Source organism: Streptomyces armeniacus (genome assembly GCF_003355155.1).
In the GTDB taxonomy this organism is placed as follows: domain Bacteria; phylum Actinomycetota; class Actinomycetes; order Streptomycetales; family Streptomycetaceae; genus Streptomyces; species Streptomyces armeniacus.
This window is the reverse complement of record NZ_CP031320.1, coordinates 2,703,881-2,728,200: the sequence shown is the minus strand read 5'-3', so window position 1 is coordinate 2,728,200 and position 24,320 is coordinate 2,703,881. Positions and strand designations below refer to the sequence as shown.

Here is a 24,320-nt window from a genome sequence, read left to right as displayed (position 1 = left end):
CTGTCTAAGCGCTTGCTCAGCTCAAGTTACCGGGCGGTCCTCGGCACTGTCCAGGGTCCAGCCGGGGCCGTGGACGACGTCCGGGCCTGTACGGGCGCCCTCCCCCGCCGCCGTCAGCGCGCCGCGCGCGAGCCGGTGCAGCAGCGCGGCGGTGGTCGTGCGATCCGGGAGCGAGGCGGGACCGCTGAGGTGGGGGGTGGAGTTGAGCAGCCCGAAGACGGTGTGCACGGAGACCCGCGCCTCCAGCTCGGTCAGCCGGGGGTAGACGTCCCGCACGGCGGACACCCACAGCTCCACGTACTGCCGCTGGAGCTTGCGGACCTGCCGGCGGTCGGCCTCGCGGAGCCGGTCCAGCTCGCGGTCGTGCAGGGTGATCAGCGGGCGGTCGTCCAGCGCGAAGTCGATGTGCCCGGAGATCAGCGCGTCCAGCGTGGCCTCGGGGGCGAGCCCGGCGGCGGCCGACTCCTCCGTACGCGTCCGGCCGCCCTCGTGCAGCCGCTTGCTGATGCCGACCAGCAGCTCGGCCAGCATGGCGTCCTTGCCCGCGAAGTGGCGGTAGAGACCGGGGCCGCTGATGCCGACCGCGGCTCCTATCTCGTCCACGCCGACACCGTGGAAGCCGCGCTCGGCGAAGAGCCGGGCGGCCTCGCGCAGGATCTGCTCGCGGCGGGTCGGGGCGGCTGCCGTCTCAGTGGTCATGCAATCCATTCTAGACAGCGGGGTTAATGCTCGTTAACCTGGAGGAGCTGGTTAACGAGCATTAACTTTTCTAGGGGGCTCAGCGGCATGCAGGAGGCGACGACGCTGGTCAGCAGCGTCCACGCGGCATCCGAGTCCGGCCGGGCGAACGAGGCCGCGCACCGCGAGCTCGCGGCGCGGCTGCGCGAGAAGCTGGCCGCCGCGCGGCTCGGCGGCGGTGAGAAGGCGCGGGCGCGGCACACGGCGCGCGGCAAGCTGCTGCCGCGGGACCGGGTGGACGGCCTGCTGGACCCGGGCTCCCCGTTCCTGGAGCTGGCACCGCTGGCGGCCGACGGGATGTACGAGGGGGCGGCGCCGGCGGCCGGGATGATCACCGGGATCGGGCGGGTGTCGGGGCGCGAGGTGGTCGTGGTGGCCAACGACGCCACGGTCAAGGGCGGCACGTATTACCCGATGACGGTGAAGAAGCATCTGCGGGCCCAGGAGGTCGCCCTGCAGAACAGACTGCCGTGCGTCTATCTCGTCGACTCCGGCGGCGCGTTCCTCCCGATGCAGGACGACGTCTTCCCGGACCGCGAGCACTTCGGGCGGATCTTCTACAACCAGGCGCGGATGTCCGGCGCGGGCATCCCGCAGATCGCCGCGGTCCTCGGCTCCTGCACGGCGGGCGGGGCGTATGTGCCCGCGATGAGCGACGAGGCGGTCATCGTCCGCGAGCAGGGCACGATCTTCCTGGGCGGGCCGCCGCTGGTGAAGGCCGCCACGGGCGAGGTCGTCACGGCCGAGGAGCTGGGCGGCGGCGAGGTGCACTCCCGGGTCTCCGGCGTGACCGACCATCTCGCCGAGGACGACCCGCACGCCCTGCGGATCGTGCGGCACATCGTGGACACGCTGCCGCGGCGCCCGGCGCCCCCCTGGTCCGTGCGGCCCGTGGCGGAGCCGGAGGTGGACCCGGCGGAGCTGTACGCGGCGGTGCCGGTGGACTCCCGCACGCCGTACGACGTGCGGGAGGTGATCGCACGGATCGTGGACGGCTCCCGCTTCCAGGAGTTCAAGGTGGAGTTCGGCACCACGCTGGTGACCGGCTTCGCGCGGATCCACGGCCACCCGGTGGGGATCGTGGCGAACAACGGCATCCTGTTCTCCGAATCCGCCCAGAAGGGCGCGCACTTCGTCGAGCTGTGCGACCAGCGCGGCATCCCCCTGCTGTTCCTGCAGAACATCTCTGGCTTCATGGTCGGCAGGGACTACGAGGCGGGCGGCATCGCCAAGCACGGCGCCAAGATGGTCACGGCCGTGGCCTGCACGCGGGTGCCCAAGCTGACCGTCGTGATAGGCGGTTCGTACGGCGCGGGGAACTACTCCATGTGCGGCCGGGCCTACGACCCGCGCTTCCTGTGGATGTGGCCCAACGCCAAGATCTCCGTGATGGGCGGCGAGCAGGCCGCGTCCGTGCTGGCCACCGTCAAACGCGACCAGCTGGAGGCGCGCGGCGAGGAGTGGAGCCAGGAGGACGAGGACGCGTTCCGCGCGCCCGTCCGCGCGCAGTACGAGCAGCAGGGGAACGCTTACTACGCGACGGCGCGACTCTGGGACGACGGCGTGATCGACCCGTTGGAAACCCGTACGGTGCTCGGCCTCGCGCTCACCGCCTGCGCCAACGCACCGCTGCCGCAGAAGGATCCGGGCGTGCCCAACTTCGGCGTTTTCCGGATGTGAGGGGGACCATGACCATGTTCGACACCGTGCTGGTGGCCAACCGCGGCGAGATCGCGGTCCGGGTGATCCGCACCCTCCGGGAGGCGGGCGTCCGTTCGGCCGCCGTGTACAGCGATGCGGACGCCGACGCGCGGCACGTCCGCGAAGCGGACACGGCGGTCCGGATCGGGCCGACGGCAGCCGCCGAGAGCTATCTGTCCATCGACCGGCTGCTGGCCGCCGCGCGCCGCGTGGGCGCGCAGGCCGTGCACCCGGGATACGGCTTCCTCGCCGAGAACGCCGCCTTCGCGCGGGCCTGCGAGGCGGCGGGACTGGTGTTCATCGGGCCGACGCCCGACGCGATCGAGCTGATGGGCGACAAGATCCGCGCCAAGGAGACGGTCCGCGCGGCGGGCGTGCCCGTGGTCCCGGGCTCGTCCGGGAGCGGCCTCGACGACGCCGAACTGGCCGCCGCCGCACGGAAGACCGGGATGCCCGTGCTGCTGAAGCCGTCGGCGGGCGGCGGCGGCAAGGGCATGCGGCTGGTGCGGGACGAGTCGCGGCTGGACGACGAGATCGCCGCCGCGCGGCGGGAGGCGCGCGGCTCGTTCGGGGACGACACCCTGCTGGTGGAGCGGTGGATCGACCGGCCGCGGCACATCGAGATCCAGGTGCTGGCGGACGGGCACGGCCACGTCGTGCATCTCGGCGAGCGCGAGTGCTCGCTCCAGCGCCGGCACCAGAAGATCGTCGAGGAGGCGCCGAGCCCGCTGCTGGACGAGGAGACCCGGGCGGCCATGGGCGAGGCGGCGGTCAATGCCGCACGGTCCTGCGGCTACCGCGGCGCGGGCACGGTGGAGTTCATCGTGCCGGGCGACGACCCCGGGGCGTACTTCTTCATGGAGATGAACACCCGGCTCCAGGTCGAGCACCCCGTCACCGAGCTGGTCACCGGGCTGGACCTGGTCGAGTGGCAGCTCCGGATCGCGGCGGGCGAGCGACTGCCGTACGCCCAGGGCGACATCGGCCTGACCGGGCACGCGATCGAGGCGCGGCTGTGCGCGGAGACGGCCCGGATCAGCGGCGACGAGCACACCGGCCGTGCGGACCGGGTGGACTTCCTGCCGTCGGCGGGCACCGTCGTGTTCCTGCGCGAGCCGGGCGGCGACGGCGTGCGCACGGACTCCGGGCTTGTGGAGGGCACCGAGGTCGGCACGGCGTACGACCCGATGCTGGCGAAGGTGATCGCGTACGGGCCGGACAGGCCGTCGGCGCTGCGCCGGCTGCGGTCCGCGCTCGCCGGCACCTCGGTGCTCGGAGTGGAGACGAACGCCGCGTTCCTGCGGCGGCTGCTGGACCATCCGGCCGTGCGGTCGGGCGAGTTGGACACGGGCCTCGTCGACCGCGACGCGCACACGCTGGTCCGCGGCGACGTGCCGGACGAGGTGTACGCGACGGCCGCCCTGCTGCGCCACGCGACGCTGGAGCCTGCCGGGCCCGTAGCGAGAGCCGACGGGTGGACCGACCCGTTCTCGGTGCCGAACGGCTGGCGGCTCGGCGGCGAGGCCGCCTGGACGGTGCACCACCTGCGGGTGCACGGGCACGACCCGGTCGCCGTGCGGGTGCGCGGCCGCCTCATGCCCGGCACGGGCACGGGAACGGACGGGCCGGGCCCGGGAGTTGACGCGGGAGCCGGGCCGGGGACCGGATCCGGGCTTGGGCTTGGGCTTGGGCTTGAGCTTGCCGCGGCGGAGCTGGAGGTCCGTATCGGCGACGGCGAGCCGACCGCCGCCGCGGTCCATGTCGCCCCCGGCGGCGACCTCCGGCTCGTCTGGGCCGGCGTCAGCCACCGCTTCACGTACGCCTCCGCCGGTGCTGACGTCCGCTGGCTCGGCCGGGACGGCGAGGCCTGGCAGGTGCGGGACCACGACCCGGTCGAGGCGGCGCTCCGCGGACGGGCGGGCGCGCACGGCGGCGAGGCGCTCACCGCGCCCATGCCCGGCACCGTCACCGTCGTCAAGGCGGCCGTCGGCGACACGGTCGGCGCCGGCCAGAGCCTGCTGGTGGTCGAGGCGATGAAGATGGAGCACGTCATCGCCTCGCCGTACGCGGGGACAGTCACGGAGCTGGACGTACGGGCGGGCAGCACCGTCGCCATGGACCAGGTGCTCGCCGTGGTGGAGCCCGCGGAGACGGCGGAGGCAGCGGACCGGCAGGAGGCCGCGGCGGACCGGCAGGGCGCGGAGACGCGGCCCGTGGAACCCGAGGAGGGTGCGCGATGACGCAGGGTCCGCCCAAGGGGCTGCCCATGACCGTACGGGCCAAGGGGCTGCCGTCCCGGGTCCGCATCCACGAAGTGGGCCCGCGCGACGGCCTGCAGAACGAGTCCGCGGTCGTTCCGGCCGAGGTGAAGGCGGAGTTCATCCACCGGCTGGCCGACGCCGGACTGAGCACGGTGGAGGCGACCAGCTTCGTGCACCCCAAGTGGGTGCCGCAGCTGGCCGACGCGGAGGAGCTGTATCCGCGGCTGGCGGATCTGACCGGGGTACGGCTGCCGGTGCTCGTGCCGAACGAGCGCGGGCTGGACCGCGCGCTGGCCCTCGGCGCCCGCGACGTCGCCGTGTTCGCCAGCGCCACGGAGTCCTTCGCCAAGGCCAATCTCAACCGCACGGTGGACGAGTCCCTGGCGATGTTCGAGCCGGTCGTGGCCCGTGCCCGGGACGCGGGCGCGAGAGTGCGCGGCTATCTGTCGATGTGCTTCGGCGACCCCTGGGAGGGCCCGGTGCCGCCCGCCCAGGTGGTCCGCGTGTGCCGGGCGCTGACCGACCTCGGCTGCGACGAGCTGAGCCTGGGCGACACGATCGGCGTCGCCACCCCCGGCCAGGTCGCGGGCCTGCTCACCGCCCTGGGTGCCGAGGGCATCGGGCCCGAGCGGCTCGCCGTCCACTTCCACGACACCTACGGCCAGGCCCTCGCCAACACGTTCGCCGCGCTCCAGCACGGCGTCAGCACGGTGGACGCGTCCGCGGGCGGGCTCGGCGGCTGCCCGTTCGCCAAGAGCGCCACCGGCAATCTCGCCACCGAAGACCTCGTGTGGATGCTGCACGGCCTCGGCATCGAAACCGGGGCAGACCTCGGCCGGCTCACCGCCACCAGCGTGTGGATGGCCGAACGGCTGGGCCGCCCCAGCCCCTCCCGTACCGTCCGCGCGCTCTCCCACAAGGAGTGACCTGCCATGTCTCTTGACCACCGCCTCTCGCCCGAGCACGAGGAACTGCGCCGCACCGTCGAGGCGTTCGCGCACGACGTCGTGGCCCCGAAGATCGGGGAGTTCTACGAGCGGCACGAGTTCCCGTACGACATCGTCCGGCAGATGGGCGAGATGGGCCTGTTCGGGCTGCCGTTCCCCGAGGAGTACGGCGGGATGGGCGGCGACTATCTCGCGCTCTGCCTCGCGCTGGAGGAGCTGGCCCGCGTCGACTCGTCCGTGGCCATCACCCTGGAGGCCGGCGTCTCCCTGGGCGCGATGCCCGTGTTCCGCTTCGGCACCGAGGAGCAGAAGCGGGAGTGGCTGCCGAAGCTGTGCTCGGGCGAGCAGTTGGGGGCGTTCGGGCTGACCGAGCCGGAGTGCGGCTCGGACGCGGGCGGCACCCGTACGACCGCCGTCCGGGACGAGGAGACCGGCGAGTGGGTGATCAACGGCACCAAGTGCTTCATCACCAACTCCGGCACGGACATCACCGGGCTGGTGACCGTCACCGCCGTGACGGGCCGCAAGGACGACGGCTCGCCGCGGATCTCCACGGTCATCGTCCCCTCCGGCACCCCCGGCTTCACCGTCGCCGCCCCCTACTCCAAGGTCGGCTGGAACGCGTCGGACACCCGCGAGCTGTCCTTCTCCGATGTGCGGGTCCCCGCGGCGAACCTGCTGGGCGAGGAGGGCCGCGGCTACGCCCAGTTCCTCCGGATACTCGACGAGGGCCGCATCGCGATCTCCGCCCTGGCCACCGGGCTGGCGCAGGGCTGCGTCGACGAGTCGGTGGCGTACGCCGGGACGCGTCAGGCGTTCGGGAAGCCGATCGGGGCGAACCAGGCCATCCAGTTCAAGCTGGCCGACATGGAGATGCGGGCGCACACGGCGCGCGTCGCCTGGCGGGACGCCGCCTCGCGGCTGCTCGCGGGCGAGCCGTTCAAGAAGGAGGCCGCGGTCGCGAAGCTGTACTCCTCGGAGATCGCCGTGACCAACGCCCGGGAGGCCACACAGATCCACGGGGGCTACGGCTTCATGAACGAGTACCCGGTCGCGCGCATGTGGCGCGACTCCAAGATTCTGGAGATCGGGGAGGGCACGAGCGAGGTGCAGCGCATGCTGATCGCGCGCGAGCTGGGCGTCGGCTGAACCACCCGGGGATAATGGCCGGATGGCGGAAATCATCCAGCGCGCGGGCACCTGGACCTTCGACGGCAGCACCGTCCGTATCGTCCCGGGCAGTTGGAAGGGCGTGCACCAGCTGCGCAGGTCGCTGGGTGAGGTCGCCGTGCCGCTCACGGCGGTGGCGGGCATCGCGTACGAGGCCGGGCGCAAGGGCGGCCGCCTGCGGCTGCGCCTGCGCGAGGGGGCGGACCCGCTGGCGCAGGTGGCCAGCGGGCGGCTGACCGACGCGGCCGACCCGTACCAGCTGGCGGTGGAGACGGACCGGGCGGGCGTCGCCGAATACTTCGTGGACGAGGTCCGCAACGCCCTGCTGCTGGAGCAGGTCCCGGACACCCCCTGCGACCGCTATCTGCTGCCGGGCCCGTCCGTGCCGCTGACCGCCGCCGGCACGGACGGCACGGCCTCCTTCGACGGGGAGCGCGTGCAGATCGAGTGGAACTGGCTCACGGAGGAGAGCAAGTCGTCCGGCGGCCCGCGGACGCTGGCGCTGCGGGAGCTGGCGGCGGTGGAGTGGACCCCCGCGACCGGCTGGGAGAACGGCAGCCTCCGCTTCCGTCCGAAGGGCACGCACGCGACCGTGAAGCCGCAGCACGACCCCAACTGCCTGCTGCTGTGGGGCATCCGGCAGGCCCGCGAGACCGGCGGCTCGGTGCTGCTGGCCGCGGCGGTCACGGCGCGGCTGCCGCACCCGGCCGCGTCCGGCGCGTCCGGCGCACCCGGTGCCGCCGGGGCCGAGACGGCGCCGGACGCGGGTGCGGACGGCGGCTCTCCGTCCGTGGCGGCTGCCGGTACGGGCGCCGGGCCGGCCCTCGCGCCGGCCAAAGACGGCACCCCGGACCGTACGGACCCCGCCTGCACGGGCGGGGCCGCCGGCACCGCCGCGGGCGGCGGTGACGACGACCACGACCGGCTGCTGCGCCGCCTCCGCGAGCTCGGAGAGCTGCACAAGAGCGGGGTGCTGACGGACGACGAGTTCGCGGCGGCCAAGTCGGCGGTGCTGGCCCGCTTCTAGCCCGTACGCCGGTCAACCCGTCGGCCCGTCAGTCCGTCAGTCCGTCAGCCCGTCGGTTCCGTCAGTCGGTCCACGGGATCAGTCGGTCCACGGGATCTGCGGCGAGCGCCAGTAGTCGATGCCTAGTGCCTCCCAGCGCTCCCCGTGCTCCGCGATCCGCTCCCGGTACGCCTCCCAGTCGTGCGACTCCTCCGGAGACCAGCCGAGTTCGGCGACGCCCGGCAGCCGCGGGAACGCCATGAACTCGATGTGGTCGCTCGTCTCCAGCGTCTCCGACCACAGCGGCGCCTCCACCCCCAGCACCGCCTCGGACGGCGCGCCTTCGATGTACGTCCCGGGGTTCCAGTCGTACGACTGCTGCGCCTCGACGTAGCCCGCCCAGGTCAGCCCGAGCGGGGTGTCCTCGTTGTACTTCATGTCCAGGTAGGAGCGGTTGGCCGGGGACAGGATCAGCTTGGTGCCGTTCCGCGCCGCCTCCGCGACCTCCGGCTCGTCCGGGGAGGTCCCCCAGAACTGCGCGACGGCGCCCTCGACCGGTTCCGCGCCGACGAGTTGGTGCCAGCCGATGACCGTCTTCCCGTACTTCGACACGATCTGCTGCGCCCGCTTCATGAACGCGACGTAGTCCTCGTGGCTCGTGGAGTGCGCCTCGTCGCCGCCGATGTGCAGATACGGGCCGGGGGTCATCGCCGCGAGCTCGCGTACGACGTCGTCCACGAAGTCGTACGTGCGCTCCAGCGGCACGCACAGCGAGCTGAAGCCCACCTCGGTGCCGGTGTAGAGCGGGGGTGCGACGCCGTCGCAGTTCAGCTCGGCGTACGAGGCGAGGGCGGCGTTCGTGTGCCCCGGCATGTCGATCTCGGGTACGACGGTGAGGTGCTTCTCGGCGGCGTAGCGGATGATCTCGGCGTAGTCGGCCTTTGTGTAGTACCCGCCCTCGCCGCCGCCGACCTGGGTGCTGCCGCCGTACTCGGCGAGCCGCGGCCAGGAGTCGATGGCGATGCGCCAGCCCTGGTCGTCGGAGAGGTGCAGATGCAGCTTGTTGATCTTGTACAGGGCGAGTTGGTCGACGTAGCGCTTGACCTGGTCGACGGTGAAGAAGTGCCGCGAGACGTCCAGCATGGCGCTGCGGTAGTCGTAGCGCGGGGTGTCCGTGATCCGGCCGCCCGCGACCTGCCACGGTCCGGACTGGGCGGTGTCCGCCTCGATGCTCGCGGGCAGCAGCTGGCGCAGCGTCTGGACGCCGTGGAAGAGACCGGCCTGCGTGCCGGCGCGGATGACCACGGAGCGTTCGGACACGTCCAGTTGGTAGCCCTCGGCACCCAGCCGCTCCGCTCCGGTGAGCTGGAGCGATATGTCGTCGTCGGCGCGGGCGGTGTCGTCGGCGCGGGCGGTGTGGCCGCCGCGCCCGGCCGTGGTCACGGGGAGCTCGAACCCGGTGGCGGGGCGCAGCAGTTCGGCGAGCTGCTCGCCTGTCTCGCGCGCCTCGTCCGAGCCCTTCGGGACGCGGATGGCAGTCCGCTCGGTGAGGGTGTACGGGTCGCCCTTCGGCGCCACGGAGGCGGGCGCGGGGACGACGTGGTCCAGGGGGCGTGGCTCCGCGGCGGCCGTTCCGGACGTACCGGAGGTACCGGGGGCGGCGGCAGCGGCGGTCGCCGAAACGGAGCCTGGTACGGCGGTGATGAGCAGCGCGGCACAGAACAGCGTGGGCCAGATGCGTCTCACGAGCGATCCCTTCGGGTCCTCGTTCACGGTGATGTCACGGCTGGTGCGTGGGGCACGTGCTGGAGCTACTGGTGGTCACACTCGTACCGCGCACCCCGGCGGCGGTCAAGGTGTAGACCAATTTCTTGCTCCGCCCGGTTCATACCGTGCCCGGAATCGGGCAGGTTTCTTGCGAATCGACCTCCGAACCCGCAGTATCGACGGGTGCTCGAACGCCCTGTGCCGATCCACGACGACCTCATCGACCATCTCGCCCGCACCACCGCGCTCCCGCGCGGCGAGGCGGCGCGCGTGGTGCTGGACGTACTGGCGTACTTCGACGAGACAGCCGAGGAGTTCGTCCGCCGCCGCCACCGCGAGCTGCAGTCCCGCGGACTGCGGAACGCGCGGATCTTCGAGCGGATCGCCGCCGAACTGCCGTACCGCGCCGTGGCGCCGCCCGGCCTGTCCCAGCGGCAGCTGCGCCGCATCGTCTACGGCTGACCCGGCCGCCGGGCTGCCACCGGGCCCCGGACCCCCAGCCCGGAGCACCGAACCCCCGGAGCACCGAGCCCCTGAAGCACCGAGCACACAGCACCGACACGACTGCCGAGGAGAAGCGCATGTGCGGGATCGTTGGATATATCGGGAAACGCGACGTCGCCCCCCTGCTCCTGGAGGGCCTGCAGCGCCTCGAGTACCGGGGCTACGACAGCGCGGGCATCGCCATCCAGAGCAGGAGTTCCGGGCTGAAGACCGCCAAGGCGCAGGGCCGCGTACGCGAGCTCGAGTCCCGTATCCCCAAGCGCTTCGCCGGCACCACCGGCATCGCGCACACCCGCTGGGCCACCCACGGCGCGCCCAACGACGCCAACGCGCACCCGCACCTCGACGGCGAGGGCAAGGTCGCCGTCGTCCACAACGGCATCATCGACAACGCCGCCGAGCTGCGCGCCAAGCTCGCCGCCGACGGCGTCACCCTCGCCTCCGACACCGACACCGAGGTGCTCGCCCATCTCGTCGCGCGCGCCGGCGCGGACGGGGCGGACACGCTGGAGGCGGCCGTACGGGAGGCGCTGCGGCACATCGAGGGCACGTACGGCATCGCCGTGCTGCACGCGGACTTCCCGGACCGCATCGTCGTCGCCCGCAACGGCTCCCCGGTCGTCCTCGGCATCGGCGAGCACGAGATGTTCGTCGCCTCCGACGTGGCGGCGCTCGTCTCGCACACCCGCCAGGTGGTCACCCTGGACGACGGCGAGATGGCGACGATCAAGGCCGACGACTACCGCACGTACACCACCGAGGGTTCGCGCACCTCCACCTCGCCGGAGACGGTCGAGTGGGCCGCGGAGTCGTACGACATGGGCGGCCACGACACGTACATGCACAAGGAGATCGCCGAGCAGGCCGACGCGGTGGACCGGGTGCTGCGCGGCCGTATCGACGACCGGTTCGCGACCGTCCACCTCGGCGGGCTCAATCTCGACGCCCGCGAGGCGCGCGGCGTGCGCCGCGTGAAGATCCTCGGCTGCGGCTCCGCGTACCACGCGGGCATGATCGGCGCGCAGTTGATCGAGGAGCTGGCGCGTATCCCGGCCGATGCGGAGCCCGCCAGCGAGTTCCGCTACCGCAATCCGGTCGTCGACCCCGACACGCTCTACATCGCGGTCAGCCAGTCCGGCGAGACGTACGACACCCTCGCCGCCGTGCAGGAGCTGAAGCGGAAGGGCGCCCGCGTACTCGGGGTGGTGAACGTCGTCGGCTCCGCGATCGCGCGCGAGACGGACGGCGGCGTGTACGTGCACGCCGGGCCGGAGGTCTGCGTCGTCTCCACCAAGTGCTTCACCAACACCGCCGTCGCGTTCGCGCTGCTGGCCCTGCATCTGGGGCGCATCCGCGACCTGTCGGTGGCCGACGGCAAGCGGATCATCGCGGGGCTGCGGGCGCTGCCGGGGCAGATCGCCGAGATCGTGGCGGACGAGCCGCGGATCGAGAAGCTGGCCGCGGAGTACGCGCAGGCAGCCAGCATGATGTTCGTCGGCAGGGTGCGCGGCTACCCCGTGGCGCGCGAGGCGTCGCTGAAGCTCAAGGAGGTGTCGTACATCCACGCCGAGGCGTACCCGGCCTCCGAGCTGAAGCACGGCCCACTGGCGCTCATCGAGCCCGCGGTGCCGACCGTCGCGGTGCTCCCGGACGACGACCTGCTGGACAAGAACCGCGCGACGCTGGAGGAGATCAAGGCCCGCAACGGCACGATCCTGTCCCTCGCGCACGGGGAGCAGGAGAAGGCCGACCACACGCTGGTGGTGCCGCGGAACGAGCCCGAGCTGGACCCGATCCTGATGGGCATCCCGCTGCAACTCTTCGCCTACCACACGGCGTTGGCACTGGGCCGCGACATCGACAAGCCGCGCAATCTGGCCAAGTCCGTGACGGTGGAGTGAGTTTCGGCCTGCCGTAGCCGGAGACACCGGAGAGACGGCGAAACTCCCGCGCGGGCCACCAACCGCGCGGGAGTCCGCCTCCCGATGCCGGCGTTGCCCAAAACGCCGGCGGGTGGGCTGCCGTTCCCGGGACCGTCACCTCCCGGTCGGCAGCGCGCTGTCCTCTATATGCCCGTCACAAGCGCACAATCCACATGTCAGAACAGATTCGTCGAGGCAAATCCGGGGACCCCGGGGGCGCGAAGTCGGCGCGCACGGCGGCGGGGTGCGTACGGAGGCCCGTACGGCAGGGGCGTACGGCGGCGGGCCCAGGTACGGCAGCGGGCACAGGCCGCGCGAGCGCGTACGGCGGTGGGCTCGGGCCGCGGGCTCAGGGCACCACGACGACCGGGCGCTGCGCGCGGCGCGCCAGCCGCCCGGCGACCGAGCCGAACAGCCGCCCGGCCAGGCCGTGCGTCGAGCCGACGACGATGGCGTCCGCCTCGTACTCCTGCCCGACCTCTTCCAGCTCGTGGCAGATGTCCCCGCCCCGCTCGACCAGGATCCACGGCACCTCGGAGAGATGGTCCGCGCAAGCAAGCTCCAGCCCCAGCACCTCGGTGCGGTGGTCCGGCACGTCCACGAAGACAGGCGGCTCGCACCCGGCCCACACGGTGGTGGGCAGCCGGTTCGCGACGTGGACGATGATCAGGCCGGAGCCTGTGCGCCGCCCCATGCCGATCGCGTATGCCAGGGCCCGTTCACTGGAAAGGGAGCCGTCGAAGCCCACCACGACACCGTGCTGGAACGCCGGGTCACAGGAATGGCGCGCGCTTTCCGCCACATCAGGCGTGGCCGTCGGATCGGCGACCTGTTTGCGGTCCGCGGGTTCGGGGATCTCGTGTCCAGCCATGGGTGTCTCGGCGCAGGGAGTCCTCTTGCGGAGGGAACGGTGGTTGTTTTGTGGGGCGAGCGATCGAAATTACGACTGGGAATTATCTTTCCCCACCCTTACCCCAAGGATACGGCGGCACTCCCCCCTTGCCCAGGACCGCCCGGCGCGGTCCCCGGAGGCGGGCTGACCCCGGAGCATGCCCGAGCGCGGGCCTTTGCGCAATGCCCCGCTGCGCCCCTTACACCCCCTCGCGCCCCCACCCCGCCTTCACGGGAAACGCTCCGTGTCCCTACAGTTACAGGTGCTCGGGTACTCCGTACGTACAGCAGTCGTGGTCACCGCGCCGAACGCCCGCTCCGACCTGCGCGCGTCCGTCGCCGACCACCGGAAACGAAGGAGCGTGCACCAGGGGGCGTACGCCGGTGGCATCAGCCTCCCGGGCACTGATCCCCTACGTTTTTCGGCCAACTTCTGCGTGTGGCACACGGCTTGCCGACGACTACCCTCAACACCGCCGCCACCAGGGCAGAAAGGAGCGCTTCGGGCCTGTGCACCCTACGCTGACAGGGCATGCGCCGGATGCGTACTACCCAACGGGCCCGCCGAGTGGAACGCTTCGTGATCGAATGCTTTACGCCAAGTTGCCTTGTCGACATAACGTCGAGTGTCGAAGTTGTCACTCCGGCCTCGTCCGACGCAGTAGATTCGATCTTGGCTATCGCCGCGGGGGATAAGTGCAGGACCGAGAGGACGCGACGATTGAGGGGGGCTTAGGTCCAATGAGCCAGGACTCCACGAACGGTCCGGCGCCGACCGCCCGCAAGTTGGCCGCGCGCCGTCGGCGCGAGATCGTCGCCGTGCTGCTGTTCAGTGGCGGACCCATCTTCGAGAGCTCCATACCGCTCTCCGTATTCGGCATAGACCGGCAAGACGCGGGGGTCCCCCGTTACCGCCTGCTGGTCTGCGCCGGCGAGGAAGGCCCACTCCGCACGACCGGCGGGCTGGAGCTCTCCGCGCCGTACGGGCTGGACGCCCTGTCCCGGGCGGGCACCGTGGTGGTCCCCGCCTGGCGCTCCATCACCCAGCCGCCGCCGGCCGCCGCCCTGGACGGGCTGCGCCGGGCGCACGAGGAGGGGGCCCGGATCATCGGGCTCTGCACCGGCTCCTTCGTGCTCGCCGCTGCGGGGCTGCTGGACGGCCGGCCGGCGACGACCCACTGGATGTACGCACCGACGCTCGCCAAGCGGTATCCCGCCGTGCACGTCGACCCGCGGGAGCTGTTCGTCGACGACGGCGACATCCTCACCTCCGCCGGAACCGCGGCAGGCATAGACCTGTGCCTGCACGTCGTACGCACGGACCACGGCGCCGAGGCGGCCGGCGCGCTCGCCCGGCGCCTGGTGGTGCCGCCGCGCCGCAGCAACGGCGTGGACACCGGGCACCCGCGCCATCTGGACCGCTCCTTACCGGAGGAGATCGGCGCCGACCCGCTGGCCGAAGTGGTCGCCTGGGCGCTGGAGCACCTCCACGAGCAGTTCGACGTCGAGACGCTCGCGGCCCGCGCGTACATGAGCCGCCGCACGTTCGACCGGCGGTTCCGGTCGCTCACCGGGAGCGCTCCGCTGCAGTGGCTGATCACACAGCGGGTGCTGCAGGCGCAGCGGCTGCTGGAGACCTCCGACTACTCGGTGGACGAGGTCGCGGGGCGCTGCGGGTTCCGCTCGCCGGTCGCCCTGCGCGGGCACTTCCGGCGGCAGCTGGGTGCCTCGCCGGCGGCGTACCGCGCCGCGTACCGGGCGCGGCGGCCGGAAGGCGGCGACGAGACGCGGGTCCCGGAGGCGCGCAAGGAGGCCGCGGCAGCGGCCGCCGCCGCCGAGCGGGAGGCCGAGGCGGGCGCCGGCGCGGCGCCGGGCGCACCACCGCCGCCCGGCGTTCCGGGCGGCGGGCCGCCCCAGGGCGCCGGGGGTGCCGGGCCAGGGGGTCCGGGCGGTGCCGGCGGGTCGGGCGCGGAGGGGCGCGCGGCGGAGCCGGGCAAGCCGGAGTCGGACGCGTGGGCGCCGAGGCTGCCCCGGCAGCGCGGCCGCAGCTGGGGGGTGTCGCCGTAAGGCGGTACGCCGCCGGGCAACCGGCGCAGGGACGGCGCCCACACCGCCGTCCGCCACCGCCTCGGCACACCGCATGCCGCACACGGCACGCGGCACACCGGGCCGCAGGCCGCAGGCCGCACCTCGGACGTGTCCGGACCGCGTCTCCGACCGCACCGGCGCCGTCCCCGACCTGGCGACGTAGGGTGAGCGCATGAACGATCGCATGGTGTGGATCGACTGCGAGATGACGGGGCTCTCGCTGGCCGACGACGCACTTGTCGAGGTGGCGGCTCTCGTCACCGACTCGGAGCTGAACGTACTGGGTGACGGCGTGGACATCGTGATCCGCCCGCCGTCCGGAGCGCTGGACTCCATGCCCGAGGTGGTGCGCGCGATGCACACCGCCTCCGGACTGCTCGCCGAGCTGGACCAGGGGACCACGCTCGAGGACGCCGAGCAGCAGGTCCTCGACTACGTACGCCGGCACGCCAAGGAGGCGGGCCGCGCGCCCCTCTGCGGGAACTCGGTCGGCACCGACCGCGGTTTCCTCGCCCGGGACATGCCGGCCCTGGAGTCGTACATGCACTACCGGATCGTGGACGTCTCCTCGGTGAAGGAGCTGGCCCGCCGCTGGTACCCGCGTGCGTACTACAACAGCCCGGAGAAGAAGGGCAATCACCGCGCCCTGGCGGACATCCGCGAGTCCATCGCCGAGCTCCGCTACTACCGCGAGGCGGTGTTCGTACCGCAGCCGGGCCCCGACTCCGACACCGCGAAGAAGATCGCGGCTCGGCACGCCCTGCCCCCGGACGGCGCCTGACCGCACGTGACGGGAGCCGCACCGAAACCCGTGCGCGAGCACCCCGGCCGACCCTGTACACTCATTCACGGCCGGGAGAAAGTGCCGGTCATGGTGGATGTAGCTCAGTTGGTAGAGCACCTGGTTGTGGTCCAGGAAGTCGCGGGTTCAAGTCCCGTCATTCACCCTCCTCGTACGGAGGCCCGGCCCGGGACACCCGGCCGGGCCTCCGTCGTTTCCTCCGCCCGCCCTCTGCCTGTCCCCTGCCCGTCGTCCACCCGTCCTCCGCTTGGTGCGGTGCGGGCACCTCGGTGACACTGGGAGGGCGGGGGCCGACGCAGTCGAGGAGGTCGGAAGCACATGACGGGACAGGATCTGCCCCTGCCGGACTACGACCAACTGCCGGTCGCCGGCCTGGAACACCGCATACGGCCGCTGGCCGGGGACGACGTACGGCGGCTGCTCGATTACGAGCGCGCGCACGCGAACCGGCCGCAGGTCGTCGAGATGCTCACAGCGCGGCTGCGGCAGCTCGACGCCGGTGCGGAGCCCTCGTCCGGTGACCCGGAGGCCGAGCACTCGGACCGGCCGGAGGCCGCCCGCGGCGGCTCGCCGGTCTCTCCGGACAGCAGCGCCGAGCCGTCACCGCCGCTCCGGCACGGCGTTCACGACGTCTGACGGGCGTACGCGACGCGCGCTCCGACGGGGTGTGTGAGCGGCGGCCGTGTCCCGTGCGTACGGAGTCACGGCCCGGCACCCTGCGTACAACCCTTTCCCGGGTTCGGCGGTCTCTCCTGGATACCCCCCGCTCCACTCCACGAGATTCCGGAGCGCGCACATGAGCCACCACCCCGGACCGCAGCTGCCGCCTCCCCCGCCGCCCCGACCCTGGGCGCCGCACGGGCAGATGCGCAGGCGCGGGAAGTTCTGGCTGGTCATCGCCGCCGTATGGGCGTTCACCTTCGCCTGTACCGGCGCCCTGATGGCCGCGGACGACGAGGACGGGAGCAGTGGCGAGAACTCGGCGGGCCCCTCGCCGACCGCCACCGTGACGGCGACCGAGACGCCACAGGCGGCGAAGCAGCGGAAGCCGGAACCGGGCCCAACCGTCACCGAGACCAGGAGAGTTGAGGTGAAGGTCACCGAGACCGTCACGGAGCAGCCGGGCCCCGGCACCGGCGGGGACACCGGAGGAGACACGGGCGGCGACAGCGACGTGTACTACGAGAACTGCGCCGACGCCCGCGCCCAGGGAGCCGCCCCCGTCCACCGCGGCGAGCCGGGCTACGACAGCCACCTCGACCGCGACGGCGACGGCACCGGCTGCGACACCTGACCCACGCGAACGCCCCGGCCCCGCGCGGGTGCGCGGGGCCGGGGCGCGGGTACGGAGCCGCGGAGTGTCTACAAGATGTGGACGCCGCGTTCCGCCAGATACGCCACCGGGTTGATGTCGGAGCCGTAACTCCGCTTGGTACGGACCTCGAAGTGGAGGTGCGGGCCCGTACTGCGCCCGGTGTTACCCGACTTGCCCAGCACGGTGCCGGCCTTCACCCGGTCGCCCTTGCCCACGTGGCGCTTCGAGAGGTGCGCGAACAGGGTGTACTTGCCGTCCGCCATGCGGACCGTTATGACCTTCCCGTACGAACCGGAGCTTCCCGAGAAGACCACGGTGCCCGCGCCGACCGAACGCACGGGGGTGCCGACCGGCACGGCCAGGTCGATGCCGGTGTGGTGGCCGGCGGCCCAGCCCCCGCGCACGCCGTAGGGCGCGGAGACCTTGAAGTTGACCACCGGGCTGGACCAGGAGCCGGGCGGACCGGCCGGCCAGCTCCCGTAGACGTGTGCGCTGTGCACCTGCCAGGGGCCGCTGACCGCGTACGGTTCGGAGTTGCCCACGGGGTCGTCGAACGCGCCGGGCGTGGCGGCAGCCGTGCCCGCCCCGGCCAGTCCCCAGCTGCCGCCCATGACCAGAGCGCCGGTCAGCGTGCCGCAGACCGCGCGACGGAGTGGTGCTATCGAGCGTCGAGTCGCTGAATCCATATCAGCGAGCAAAAGCCCGCGGTCGCACGGGCGCATCCGGACACTGTCCGTCAGAGTGACGGAACGCGATGTGACACCCGGGCGGACGCGGTGATGCCGGGGCAGGGTCCGGACAGTCCCGGGCAAGGCCCAGCTCAGGCCGGGGTCAGGCTGGGCCAGGCCGGGGTCAGGCCGAGCCGCGGCGTACCAGCTCCGTGGGGAGCACCACGTGCGGCCGGTCGGCGGACCGCTCCTTGATCTCGTCGAGGAGCACCCGCGCCATCGTCCGCCCCATCTCCTCGATCGGCTGCCGCACGGTGGTGAGCGGCGGGTCCATCTGACGTGCGATCGAGGAGTCGTCGAAGCCGATCAGCGCCACGTCGCCGGGCACCGTACGGCCCGCCTCTCGCAGCGCGATCCGCGCGCCGACGGCCATCAGGTCGGAGGCGCAGAAGACGGCGTCCACCTCGGGGGCGCGTTCGAGCAGTTCACGCATCGCGCGGTGGCCGCCGCGCTCGGTGAAGTCACCGTGCGCCACCAGCGCGTCGGAGTGCGCGTGCCCAGCCGCGTTCAGCGCGTCGCGGTATCCCTCGAGGCGGCACTGCGCCACGTACATGTCCAGCGGCCCGGTGATCGTCGCGATGGCCCGCCGACCCTGTCCGGCCAGGTGGGCCACGGCCAGTGCGGCACCGCCGGAGTTGTCGGAGTCGACGTACGGCACGGACTCGCCCCGGGACCGGCGGCCGTTCAGCACCGCGGGCATCTCGATGCTTTCCAGCAGGTCGGGCAGCGGGTCGTCGTGGTGTACGGACACCAGCAGCACGCCGTCGACGCGGTGCGCCGACACGAACTGCGCGAAGCGGTCGCGCTCCCGCTGGTCCCGTACGAGGGTCAGCAGCAACTGCATGTCGGTGTCGGCGAGTTCGGCGCTGACACCGCGCAGGACGCCGGAGAAGTACGGCTCCGCGAACAGCCTGGTCTCGGGCTCGGGGACGACGAGGGCGATGGCGTCGGTGCTGCCGGCGGCGAGGGCGCGGGCGGCGCGGTTGGGCACGTAACCCAGTTCGGTGACGGCGCGCAGGACCGCGGAGCGCGTACGTTCGCTCACGCGGGGTGAGCCGTTGATGACGCGGGAGACGGTCCCGCGCCCCACGCCCGCACGGTGTGCCACCTGCTCCAGTGTCGGCCTGCCGCCGCGGCGCCCGCCTACCGCTCTCATGCACAGCTCCCCGATCCGGGCCCCCGATAACAGAATCATTCAACTACATCACGTTGTGCGGCGATCACTGCGTGACCCTTGACACTCCGCGCTGGGTCCGTAACTCTTCAAGCCATCACACATGGGAGCGCTCCCAAGCCGGTCTTCCCCTTCATGTCCCGTACGTTCGGGAGGTTGCGATGCACAGCAGCAGAACCCGCACATCCTCGTTCCGCCTGGCCGCGATCGGTCTGGCCGCCGCACTCGGCGCCGGGCTGCTCGCGGGGTGTTCTTCAGACAGCGAACCGGACTCCGCGGGCGGTGACGGAGAGAAGGTCGAACTCTCCATCGGCGTCTTCGGGGTCTTCGGTTACAAGCAGGCCGGACTGTACGACGAGTACGAGAAGCTGCACCCCAACGTCACGATCAAGGAGAACTCCACCGAACGCAACGAGGACTATTACCCCGCGCTGCTGAACCACCTCTCCGCGAACAGCGGCCTCCAGGACATCCAGGCCGTCGAGGTCGCCAACATCAACGAACTGGCCGGCATCCAGGCCGACAAGTTCGTGGATCTCGGCAAGGAGTCCGGAGTCAAGAAGGACAGCTACCTGCCGTGGAAATGGGACCAGGCGAAGACCGAGGACGGCAAGGTCATCGGAGTGGGCACCGACATCGGTCCCATGGGCGTCTGCTACCGCAAGGACCTGTTCAAGAAGGCCGGTCTGCCGACCGAACGTGAGGAAGTCGGCAAACTGTGGGCCGGTGACTGGTCCAAGTACGTGGACGCGGGCGAGACGTACATGAAGAAGGCGCCGAAGGGCACGCACTTCATGGACGGCGCGGCCGGTGTCTACAACGGCTCCGTCTCCAGCTACGCCGAGAAGAACTACGACAAGAGCGGCGAGCTGATCTACAAGAAGAGCCCGGCCGTCAAGACCTCCTGGGACCTCGCCATGCGGGCCGCCGAGGCAGGCATGACCGCCAAGCTGAAGCAGTTCGACACCGAGTGGGACCAGGCGTACGCCAACGGGGACTTCGCCAGCGTCGTGTGTCCGCCCTGGATGCTCGGCTACATCAAGGAGAAGGCCGGCAAGAAGGGCGCCAACCAGTGGGACGTCGCCGCCGCGCCGAAGCCCGCGAACTGGGGCGGCTCGTTCCTCACGGTGCCCGAGGCGGGCCCGCACAAGGAGGAGGCGGTCAAGCTCGCGGCCTGGCTGACGGCCCCCGAGCAGCAGGCCAAGCTGTTCGAGAAGCAGGCCAGCTTCCCGAGCGCGCAGGCCGCGTACGAGCTGCCCGCGGTGAAGAACGCCAAGCACGAGTACTTCGGCGGCGCACCCATCGGGCAGATCTTCGCCGACGCGGCGAAGGACATCCCGACCGCGATCCTCGGGCCGAAGGACCAGGTCATCGGGGAGACGCTCGCCAACGTCGGCATTCTCCAGGTGGAGCAGCAGGGCAAGTCGCCCGACGACGGCTGGAAAGCGGCGGTGAAGGCCATCGACAACGCGATCGACGAGTGACCGGGGCCGCTCGATGACCTCTGAGGAACTCGGCACCGCGCCCCCCGCCACCACGGGGGGCGCGGTCCCGCCGCCGCCCACACCCGAAGACGCAGGGCCCGAGGACGCCGGGCCGGAGAACGCGCGGCCCGGAGAACCGGGAGCCCCGGGAGCCCCGGGAAAGCCGGGGAATGCCGCGCCGCGCCGCAAAGGCCCGGAAAGCGAACGGGACGTGCGCCGCGCGGCCCGCCGCAGCCGCCGCTATCAGCGGGACGCGCGCTGGAGCCCGTACGCGTTCATCTCGCCTTTCTTCCTCTTCTTCGCCGCTTTCGGACTCTTTCCGCTGCTCTATACCGGCTGGGCCTCGCTGCACAAGGTCTCGCTGCACAATCCGACCCAGATGGAATGGGCCGGGCTGCACAATTACTCCCGGCTGTTCGAGGACGAGTTCTTCTGGAAAGCGCTCCAGAACACGCTGACCATCGGGATCATCTCGACCGTTCCGCAGCTGCTGATGGCGCTCGGGCTGGCGCATCTGCTCAACTACCGGCTGCGCGGCTCGATGTTCTTCCGGGTCGCGATGCTCACCCCGTACGCGACCTCCGTGGCCGCCGCGACGCTCGTGTTCGCGATGCTCTACGGACGCGACTACGGGATGATCAACTGGGCGCTCGGCTCGGTCGGCATCGACAACATCGACTGGGAGAACGGCACCTGGTCCTCGCAGATCGCCATCTCCACCATCGTGATCTGGCGCTGGACGGGCTACAACACTTTGATCTATCTCGCGGCCATGCAGGCCGTGCCGAACGACCTGTACGAGTCGGCCGCGCTCGACGGCGCCACGCGCTGGCAGCAGTTCATCCACGTCACCATCCCGTCGCTGCGGCCGACGATCCTGTTCACCGTCGTCGTCTCGACCATCGGCGCGACCCAACTCTTCGGTGAGCCGCTGCTGTTCGGCGGCACCCAGACCGGCGGGGCCTCGCACCAGTACCAGACCCTGGGCCTCTACCTGTACGAGCAGGGCTGGTTCAACTTCCATCTCGGCCGGGCCTCCGCGATCGCCTGGACGATGTTCCTGATCCTGGTGGTGATCGGCCTGGTCAACTGGCTGATCGCCCGACGGCTCCAGAAGAGCCACTGAGGGGGATACGCCATGGCACGACGCGCCGGTAAGCAACTGCACGGCGGTCCGGTCACCTACGGGGTGCTGGCCGTCTTCACCCTCGGCTCGCTCTTCCCGCTGGTGTGGACGGCGATCGCCGCGTCACGCAACAACGCCAGGCTCGCCGAGACTCCGCCGCCGCTGTGGTTCGGCGGCAACCTGTTCGACAACCTGGCGACCGCCTGGAACGACGCCAACATGGGCAAGGCGCTGTTCAACACGACGATCGTGGCGAGTTCGATCGCGGCGACCACGGTCCTCTTCGCCACCCTGGCCGGCTTCGCCTTCGCCAAGCTGCGGTTCCGCGCCAAGAACCTGCTGCTCCTGCTGGTGATCGGCACGATGATGGTGCCGCCGCAGCTGAGCGTGGTGCCGCTGTTCATGGCGATCGCCGAACTGGAGTGGACCAACCACCTGCAGGCGGTCATCCTGCCGATGATGGTGAGCGCCTTCGGGGTGTTCTTCATGCGGCAGTACCTGATCAGCGCGCTGCCCACCGAACTCATCGAGGCGGCACGGGTGGACGGCGCGCACAGCCTGCGGGTCGTCTGGCACGTCGTCTTCCCGATAGCGCGTCCCGCGATGGCCGTGCTGGGCATGCTGACGTTCGTCATGGCGTGGAACGAGTTCTTCTGGCCGATCATCGCGCTGACCCAGGAGAACCCGACCGTCCAGGTCGCGCTGACCGGGCTCGGCCGGGGCTACATCCCCGACCAGTCCGTGATCATGGCGGGCGCGCTGCTCGGCACGCTGCCGCTGCTGATCGCCTTCGCGCTGTTCGGCAAGCAGATCGTGGGGGGCATCATGCAGGGAGCCGTCAAGGGCTGACCGACCCAGCGGCCCGGCCGCCGACCGTACGCGCGGCCGGGCCGCCGCACCGCCTCCTGCACGCTCAGTCAGCACCGCTCAGTTCCGCAGTACAGCTTCAGGCCCGCTGCACCGCTGCACCGCTCAGTCCTCTCTTCACCGCGATCACGAACTCACTGCGAGCACGAATGGGAGCGCTTCCATGAACGACCCCGCCGCCGGCCCCGTCAGCGGATCCCCCGCCAGCCCCGTCCAGTTCCCCGCCGACTTCGTCTGGGGCACCTCCACCGCCGCGTACCAGATCGAGGGCGCGGCGCGGGAGGACGGCCGTACGCCGTCCATCTGGGACACGTTCTCGCACACGCCGGGAGCGGTGCAGGGAGGGGACACGGGCGACACCGCCTGCGACCACTACCACCGCTACCCGCAGGATGTCGCGCTGATGTCCGGGCTGGGCATGGGCGGTTACCGGTTCTCCGTGTCCTGGCCGCGCGTCCAGCCGACCGGGCGCGGCCCGGCCGTGCAGCGCGGGCTGGACTTCTACCGTTCGCTGGTGGACGAGCTGCTGGCGAAGGGGGTCACTCCGGTCCTCACGCTGTACCACTGGGACCTGCCGCAGGAGCTCGAGGACGCGGGCGGCTGGCCGGAGCGCGACACCGCGTACCGGTTCGCCGACTACGCCCAGCTCGTCGCCGACGCGCTCGGCGACCGCGTGGACATGTGGACGACGCTCAACGAGCCCTGGTGCAGCGCGTTCCTCGGCTACGGTTCCGGCGTGCACGCCCCCGGCCGTACGGACCCGGCCGCCGCGCTCCGCGCCGCGCACCACCTCAACCTGGCGCACGGCCTCGCGACCCGGCAGCTGCGGTCCACGCTGCCGGGGCGCGCGCAGCTGTCGGTGAGCCTCAACCCGGCGCACGTACGGGCCCGTTCGGCTTCGGAGGCGGACCAGGACGCGGCCCGCCGGATCGACGCGCTGGCCACGCGGGTGTTCACGGGGCCGATGCTGCACGGCCGGTACGACGAGGACCTGATGGCCGACACCGCGCGGATCACCGACTGGTCCCACGTACGGGACGGGGACCTGGACATCGCCGGACAGCCCCTCGATGGCCTCTGCCTCAACTACTACACGCCGTCGCTGGTCTCCGCCGTCACGGCGGACGACGCGGACGTCGAGCGCCGCGACGGGCACGGCGCCAGCGCGCACTCGCCGTGGCCGGGCGCCGACCGGGTGGCGTTCCACCAGTCCCCCGGCGAACAGACCGCCATGGGCTGGAGCATCGACCCGACCGGCATGACGGAGCTGCTGCTCCGCTTCTCCCGCGAGGCGCCCGGCCTCGCGCTGTACGTCACGGAGAACGGCGCCGCGTACGAGGACAAGCCGGACGCCGACGGGCGCGTACAGGACCCGGAGCGCATCCGCTACCTGCACCAGCACATCACCGCCGTGCACGACGCGATGACGGCGGGCGCGGACGTACGCGGCTACTTCCTCTGGTCGCTGCTGGACAACTTCGAGTGGGCGTACGGCTACAGCAGGCGGTTCGGCATCGTACGCGTCGACTACGAGACGCAGCAGCGCGTCCCGAAGGCCAGCGCCGAGTGGTACGCGGAGCTGGCCGGGACCGGACGGCTGCCGGAGGTGCCCGAGCCGTAACGGCAGGGGCACCCCCCGCAGCGGCAGCCGGCCGGTACGGCCGCGAGAGGCCTGTCTCCTAAACACATCTGACCCCGCCGCCGGAGGCCCAAGTGTAGCGTCTGGTGGCCGTCGTGTCCTTAAAAAAAAAACGAAGAGAGAGTCAGAAATAGCGGTCGACGCATAATGAGCGAACGACGCCTAATTTTTTTTTTCAATGTGCCGGGGC

The 24,320-nt window shown here is 71.5% G+C and carries 20 protein-coding genes and 1 tRNA gene; 16 read left to right on the top strand and 5 right to left on the bottom strand.

From position 1 onward, the window contains the following. Positions 1-21: 21 nt before the first annotated feature. On the bottom strand, positions 22-708 hold the full coding sequence (locus DVA86_RS11930; RefSeq protein ID WP_208878009.1) for an SACE_7040 family transcriptional regulator: 687 nt from the start codon (positions 706-708) through the stop codon (positions 22-24). Between the two features lie 78 nt (positions 709-786). Here DVA86_RS11930 and DVA86_RS11925 point away from each other — a divergent pair, with 78 nt between their 5' ends. Genes DVA86_RS11925 through DVA86_RS11905 form a run of 5 tightly spaced genes read left to right on the top strand, consistent with a single transcriptional unit; the run spans position 787 to position 7,844 of the window. Then, positions 787-2,418 (top strand): carboxyl transferase domain-containing protein, encoded by a 1,632-nt coding sequence (locus DVA86_RS11925; RefSeq protein WP_208878008.1) that lies wholly within the window; start codon positions 787-789, stop codon positions 2,416-2,418. Between the two features lie 14 nt (positions 2,419-2,432). Continuing rightward, the gene (locus DVA86_RS11920; RefSeq protein WP_208884631.1) at positions 2,433-4,679 is read left to right on the top strand and encodes an acetyl/propionyl/methylcrotonyl-CoA carboxylase subunit alpha; all 2,247 of its coding nucleotides are present in this window, start codon (positions 2,433-2,435) and stop codon (positions 4,677-4,679) included. Then, complete coding sequence (locus DVA86_RS11915) at positions 4,676-5,626, top strand: hydroxymethylglutaryl-CoA lyase (RefSeq protein WP_208878007.1); 951 nt, start codon at positions 4,676-4,678, stop codon at positions 5,624-5,626. The genes DVA86_RS11920 and DVA86_RS11915 overlap by 4 nt, the downstream gene beginning before the upstream one ends. Positions 5,627-5,632: 6 nt before the next feature. After that, positions 5,633-6,796 (top strand): acyl-CoA dehydrogenase family protein, encoded by a 1,164-nt coding sequence (locus DVA86_RS11910; protein ID WP_208878006.1) that lies wholly within the window; start codon positions 5,633-5,635, stop codon positions 6,794-6,796. Positions 6,797-6,818: 22 nt separating this feature from the next. Then, positions 6,819-7,844, top strand: a complete 1,026-nt coding sequence (locus DVA86_RS11905; protein WP_208878005.1) for a DUF4429 domain-containing protein — start codon at positions 6,819-6,821, stop codon at positions 7,842-7,844. A gap of 78 nt (positions 7,845-7,922) precedes the next feature. On the opposite strand, the gene DVA86_RS11900 is transcribed toward DVA86_RS11905, so the two are convergent. After that, positions 7,923-9,569 carry a beta-N-acetylhexosaminidase gene (locus tag DVA86_RS11900; RefSeq protein ID WP_208878004.1) on the bottom strand — a complete coding sequence of 549 codons (1,647 nt, stop codon included), beginning with the start codon at positions 9,567-9,569 and terminating at the stop codon, positions 7,923-7,925. Between the two features lie 204 nt (positions 9,570-9,773). On the opposite strand from DVA86_RS11900, the gene DVA86_RS11895 reads away from it, so the two are divergent. Together DVA86_RS11895 and glmS are read left to right on the top strand one after the other, a co-directional pair. Next, positions 9,774-10,052 carry a hypothetical protein gene (locus tag DVA86_RS11895; protein ID WP_208878003.1) on the top strand — a complete coding sequence of 93 codons (279 nt, stop codon included), beginning with the start codon at positions 9,774-9,776 and terminating at the stop codon, positions 10,050-10,052. Positions 10,053-10,171: 119 nt separating this feature from the next. Further along, a complete protein-coding gene (gene glmS, locus DVA86_RS11890; protein ID WP_208878002.1) occupies positions 10,172-11,995 on the top strand; it encodes a glutamine--fructose-6-phosphate transaminase (isomerizing) in 1,824 nt (607 codons plus the stop codon). 370 nt (positions 11,996-12,365) lie between these two features. Here the strand turns inward: glmS and DVA86_RS11885 are convergent, their stop codons facing one another. Beyond that, the gene (locus DVA86_RS11885) at positions 12,366-12,887 is read right to left on the bottom strand and encodes a universal stress protein (protein WP_208878001.1); all 522 of its coding nucleotides are present in this window, start codon (positions 12,885-12,887) and stop codon (positions 12,366-12,368) included. Positions 12,888-13,648: 761 nt separating this feature from the next. On the opposite strand from DVA86_RS11885, the gene DVA86_RS11880 reads away from it, so the two are divergent. The 5 genes from DVA86_RS11880 to DVA86_RS11860 all read left to right on the top strand — a co-directional run bounded on the left by DVA86_RS11880 (position 13,649) and on the right by DVA86_RS11860 (position 17,091). Continuing rightward, on the top strand, positions 13,649-14,974 hold the full coding sequence (locus DVA86_RS11880; protein ID WP_208877999.1) for a helix-turn-helix domain-containing protein: 1,326 nt from the start codon (positions 13,649-13,651) through the stop codon (positions 14,972-14,974). A 193-nt stretch (positions 14,975-15,167) separates the two neighbouring features. Continuing rightward, positions 15,168-15,776: an oligoribonuclease gene (orn, locus tag DVA86_RS11875; protein WP_208877997.1), complete on the top strand. Its 609-nt coding sequence runs from the start codon at positions 15,168-15,170 to the stop codon at positions 15,774-15,776. Between the two features lie 93 nt (positions 15,777-15,869). Beyond that, a tRNA-His gene (locus DVA86_RS11870) sits at positions 15,870-15,942 on the top strand. 173 nt (positions 15,943-16,115) lie between these two features. Beyond that, positions 16,116-16,433, top strand: a complete 318-nt coding sequence (locus DVA86_RS11865) for a DUF8129 domain-containing protein (protein WP_208877996.1) — start codon at positions 16,116-16,118, stop codon at positions 16,431-16,433. A gap of 160 nt (positions 16,434-16,593) precedes the next feature. Continuing rightward, positions 16,594-17,091, top strand: a complete 498-nt coding sequence (locus DVA86_RS11860) for an excalibur calcium-binding domain-containing protein (protein WP_245996508.1) — start codon at positions 16,594-16,596, stop codon at positions 17,089-17,091. Positions 17,092-17,159: 68 nt separating this feature from the next. Here DVA86_RS11860 and DVA86_RS11855 read toward each other — a convergent pair whose 3' ends face one another. Continuing rightward, positions 17,160-17,723, bottom strand: coding sequence for a M23 family metallopeptidase (locus DVA86_RS11855; RefSeq protein ID WP_208877995.1), 564 nt, complete (start codon positions 17,721-17,723; stop codon positions 17,160-17,162). Positions 17,724-17,964: 241 nt separating this feature from the next. After that, positions 17,965-18,996 (bottom strand): LacI family DNA-binding transcriptional regulator, encoded by a 1,032-nt coding sequence (locus DVA86_RS11850; RefSeq protein ID WP_208877993.1) that lies wholly within the window; start codon positions 18,994-18,996, stop codon positions 17,965-17,967. Between the two features lie 179 nt (positions 18,997-19,175). On the opposite strand from DVA86_RS11850, the gene DVA86_RS11845 reads away from it, so the two are divergent. The 4 genes from DVA86_RS11845 (at position 19,176) to DVA86_RS11830 (ending at position 24,112) form a co-directional block, all read left to right on the top strand. After that, positions 19,176-20,498: an ABC transporter substrate-binding protein gene (locus DVA86_RS11845; protein ID WP_208877991.1), complete on the top strand. Its 1,323-nt coding sequence runs from the start codon at positions 19,176-19,178 to the stop codon at positions 20,496-20,498. 211 nt (positions 20,499-20,709) lie between these two features. After that, on the top strand, positions 20,710-21,624 hold the full coding sequence (locus tag DVA86_RS11840) for a carbohydrate ABC transporter permease (RefSeq protein WP_208877990.1): 915 nt from the start codon (positions 20,710-20,712) through the stop codon (positions 21,622-21,624). A 12-nt stretch (positions 21,625-21,636) separates the two neighbouring features. Further along, positions 21,637-22,473 (top strand): carbohydrate ABC transporter permease, encoded by an 837-nt coding sequence (locus DVA86_RS11835; protein ID WP_208877989.1) that lies wholly within the window; start codon positions 21,637-21,639, stop codon positions 22,471-22,473. A 181-nt stretch (positions 22,474-22,654) separates the two neighbouring features. Further along, complete coding sequence (locus tag DVA86_RS11830; protein WP_208877987.1) at positions 22,655-24,112, top strand: GH1 family beta-glucosidase; 1,458 nt, start codon at positions 22,655-22,657, stop codon at positions 24,110-24,112. Positions 24,113-24,320: the final 208 nt, after the last annotated feature.

Coding starts and splice junctions, on each gene's coding strand:
- DVA86_RS11930 (WP_208878009.1), bottom strand. CDS start 708: ATGGATTGCATGACCACTGAGACGGCAGCCGCCCCGACCCGCCGCGAG.
- DVA86_RS11925 (WP_208878008.1), top strand. CDS start 787: ATGCAGGAGGCGACGACGCTGGTCAGCAGCGTCCACGCGGCATCCGAG.
- DVA86_RS11920 (WP_208884631.1), top strand. CDS start 2,433: ATGTTCGACACCGTGCTGGTGGCCAACCGCGGCGAGATCGCGGTCCGG.
- DVA86_RS11915 (WP_208878007.1), top strand. CDS start 4,676: ATGACGCAGGGTCCGCCCAAGGGGCTGCCCATGACCGTACGGGCCAAG.
- DVA86_RS11910 (WP_208878006.1), top strand. CDS start 5,633: ATGTCTCTTGACCACCGCCTCTCGCCCGAGCACGAGGAACTGCGCCGC.
- DVA86_RS11905 (WP_208878005.1), top strand. CDS start 6,819: ATGGCGGAAATCATCCAGCGCGCGGGCACCTGGACCTTCGACGGCAGC.
- glmS (WP_208878002.1), top strand. CDS start 10,172: ATGTGCGGGATCGTTGGATATATCGGGAAACGCGACGTCGCCCCCCTG.
- DVA86_RS11885 (WP_208878001.1), bottom strand. CDS start 12,887: ATGGCTGGACACGAGATCCCCGAACCCGCGGACCGCAAACAGGTCGCC.
- DVA86_RS11880 (WP_208877999.1), top strand. CDS start 13,649: ATGAGCCAGGACTCCACGAACGGTCCGGCGCCGACCGCCCGCAAGTTG.
- orn (WP_208877997.1), top strand. CDS start 15,168: ATGAACGATCGCATGGTGTGGATCGACTGCGAGATGACGGGGCTCTCG.
- DVA86_RS11865 (WP_208877996.1), top strand. CDS start 16,116: ATGACGGGACAGGATCTGCCCCTGCCGGACTACGACCAACTGCCGGTC.
- DVA86_RS11860 (WP_245996508.1), top strand. CDS start 16,594: ATGAGCCACCACCCCGGACCGCAGCTGCCGCCTCCCCCGCCGCCCCGA.
- DVA86_RS11855 (WP_208877995.1), bottom strand. CDS start 17,723: ATGGGCGGCAGCTGGGGACTGGCCGGGGCGGGCACGGCTGCCGCCACG.
- DVA86_RS11850 (WP_208877993.1), bottom strand. CDS start 18,996: ATGAGAGCGGTAGGCGGGCGCCGCGGCGGCAGGCCGACACTGGAGCAG.
- DVA86_RS11845 (WP_208877991.1), top strand. CDS start 19,176: ATGCACAGCAGCAGAACCCGCACATCCTCGTTCCGCCTGGCCGCGATC.
- DVA86_RS11835 (WP_208877989.1), top strand. CDS start 21,637: ATGGCACGACGCGCCGGTAAGCAACTGCACGGCGGTCCGGTCACCTAC.
- DVA86_RS11830 (WP_208877987.1), top strand. CDS start 22,655: ATGAACGACCCCGCCGCCGGCCCCGTCAGCGGATCCCCCGCCAGCCCC.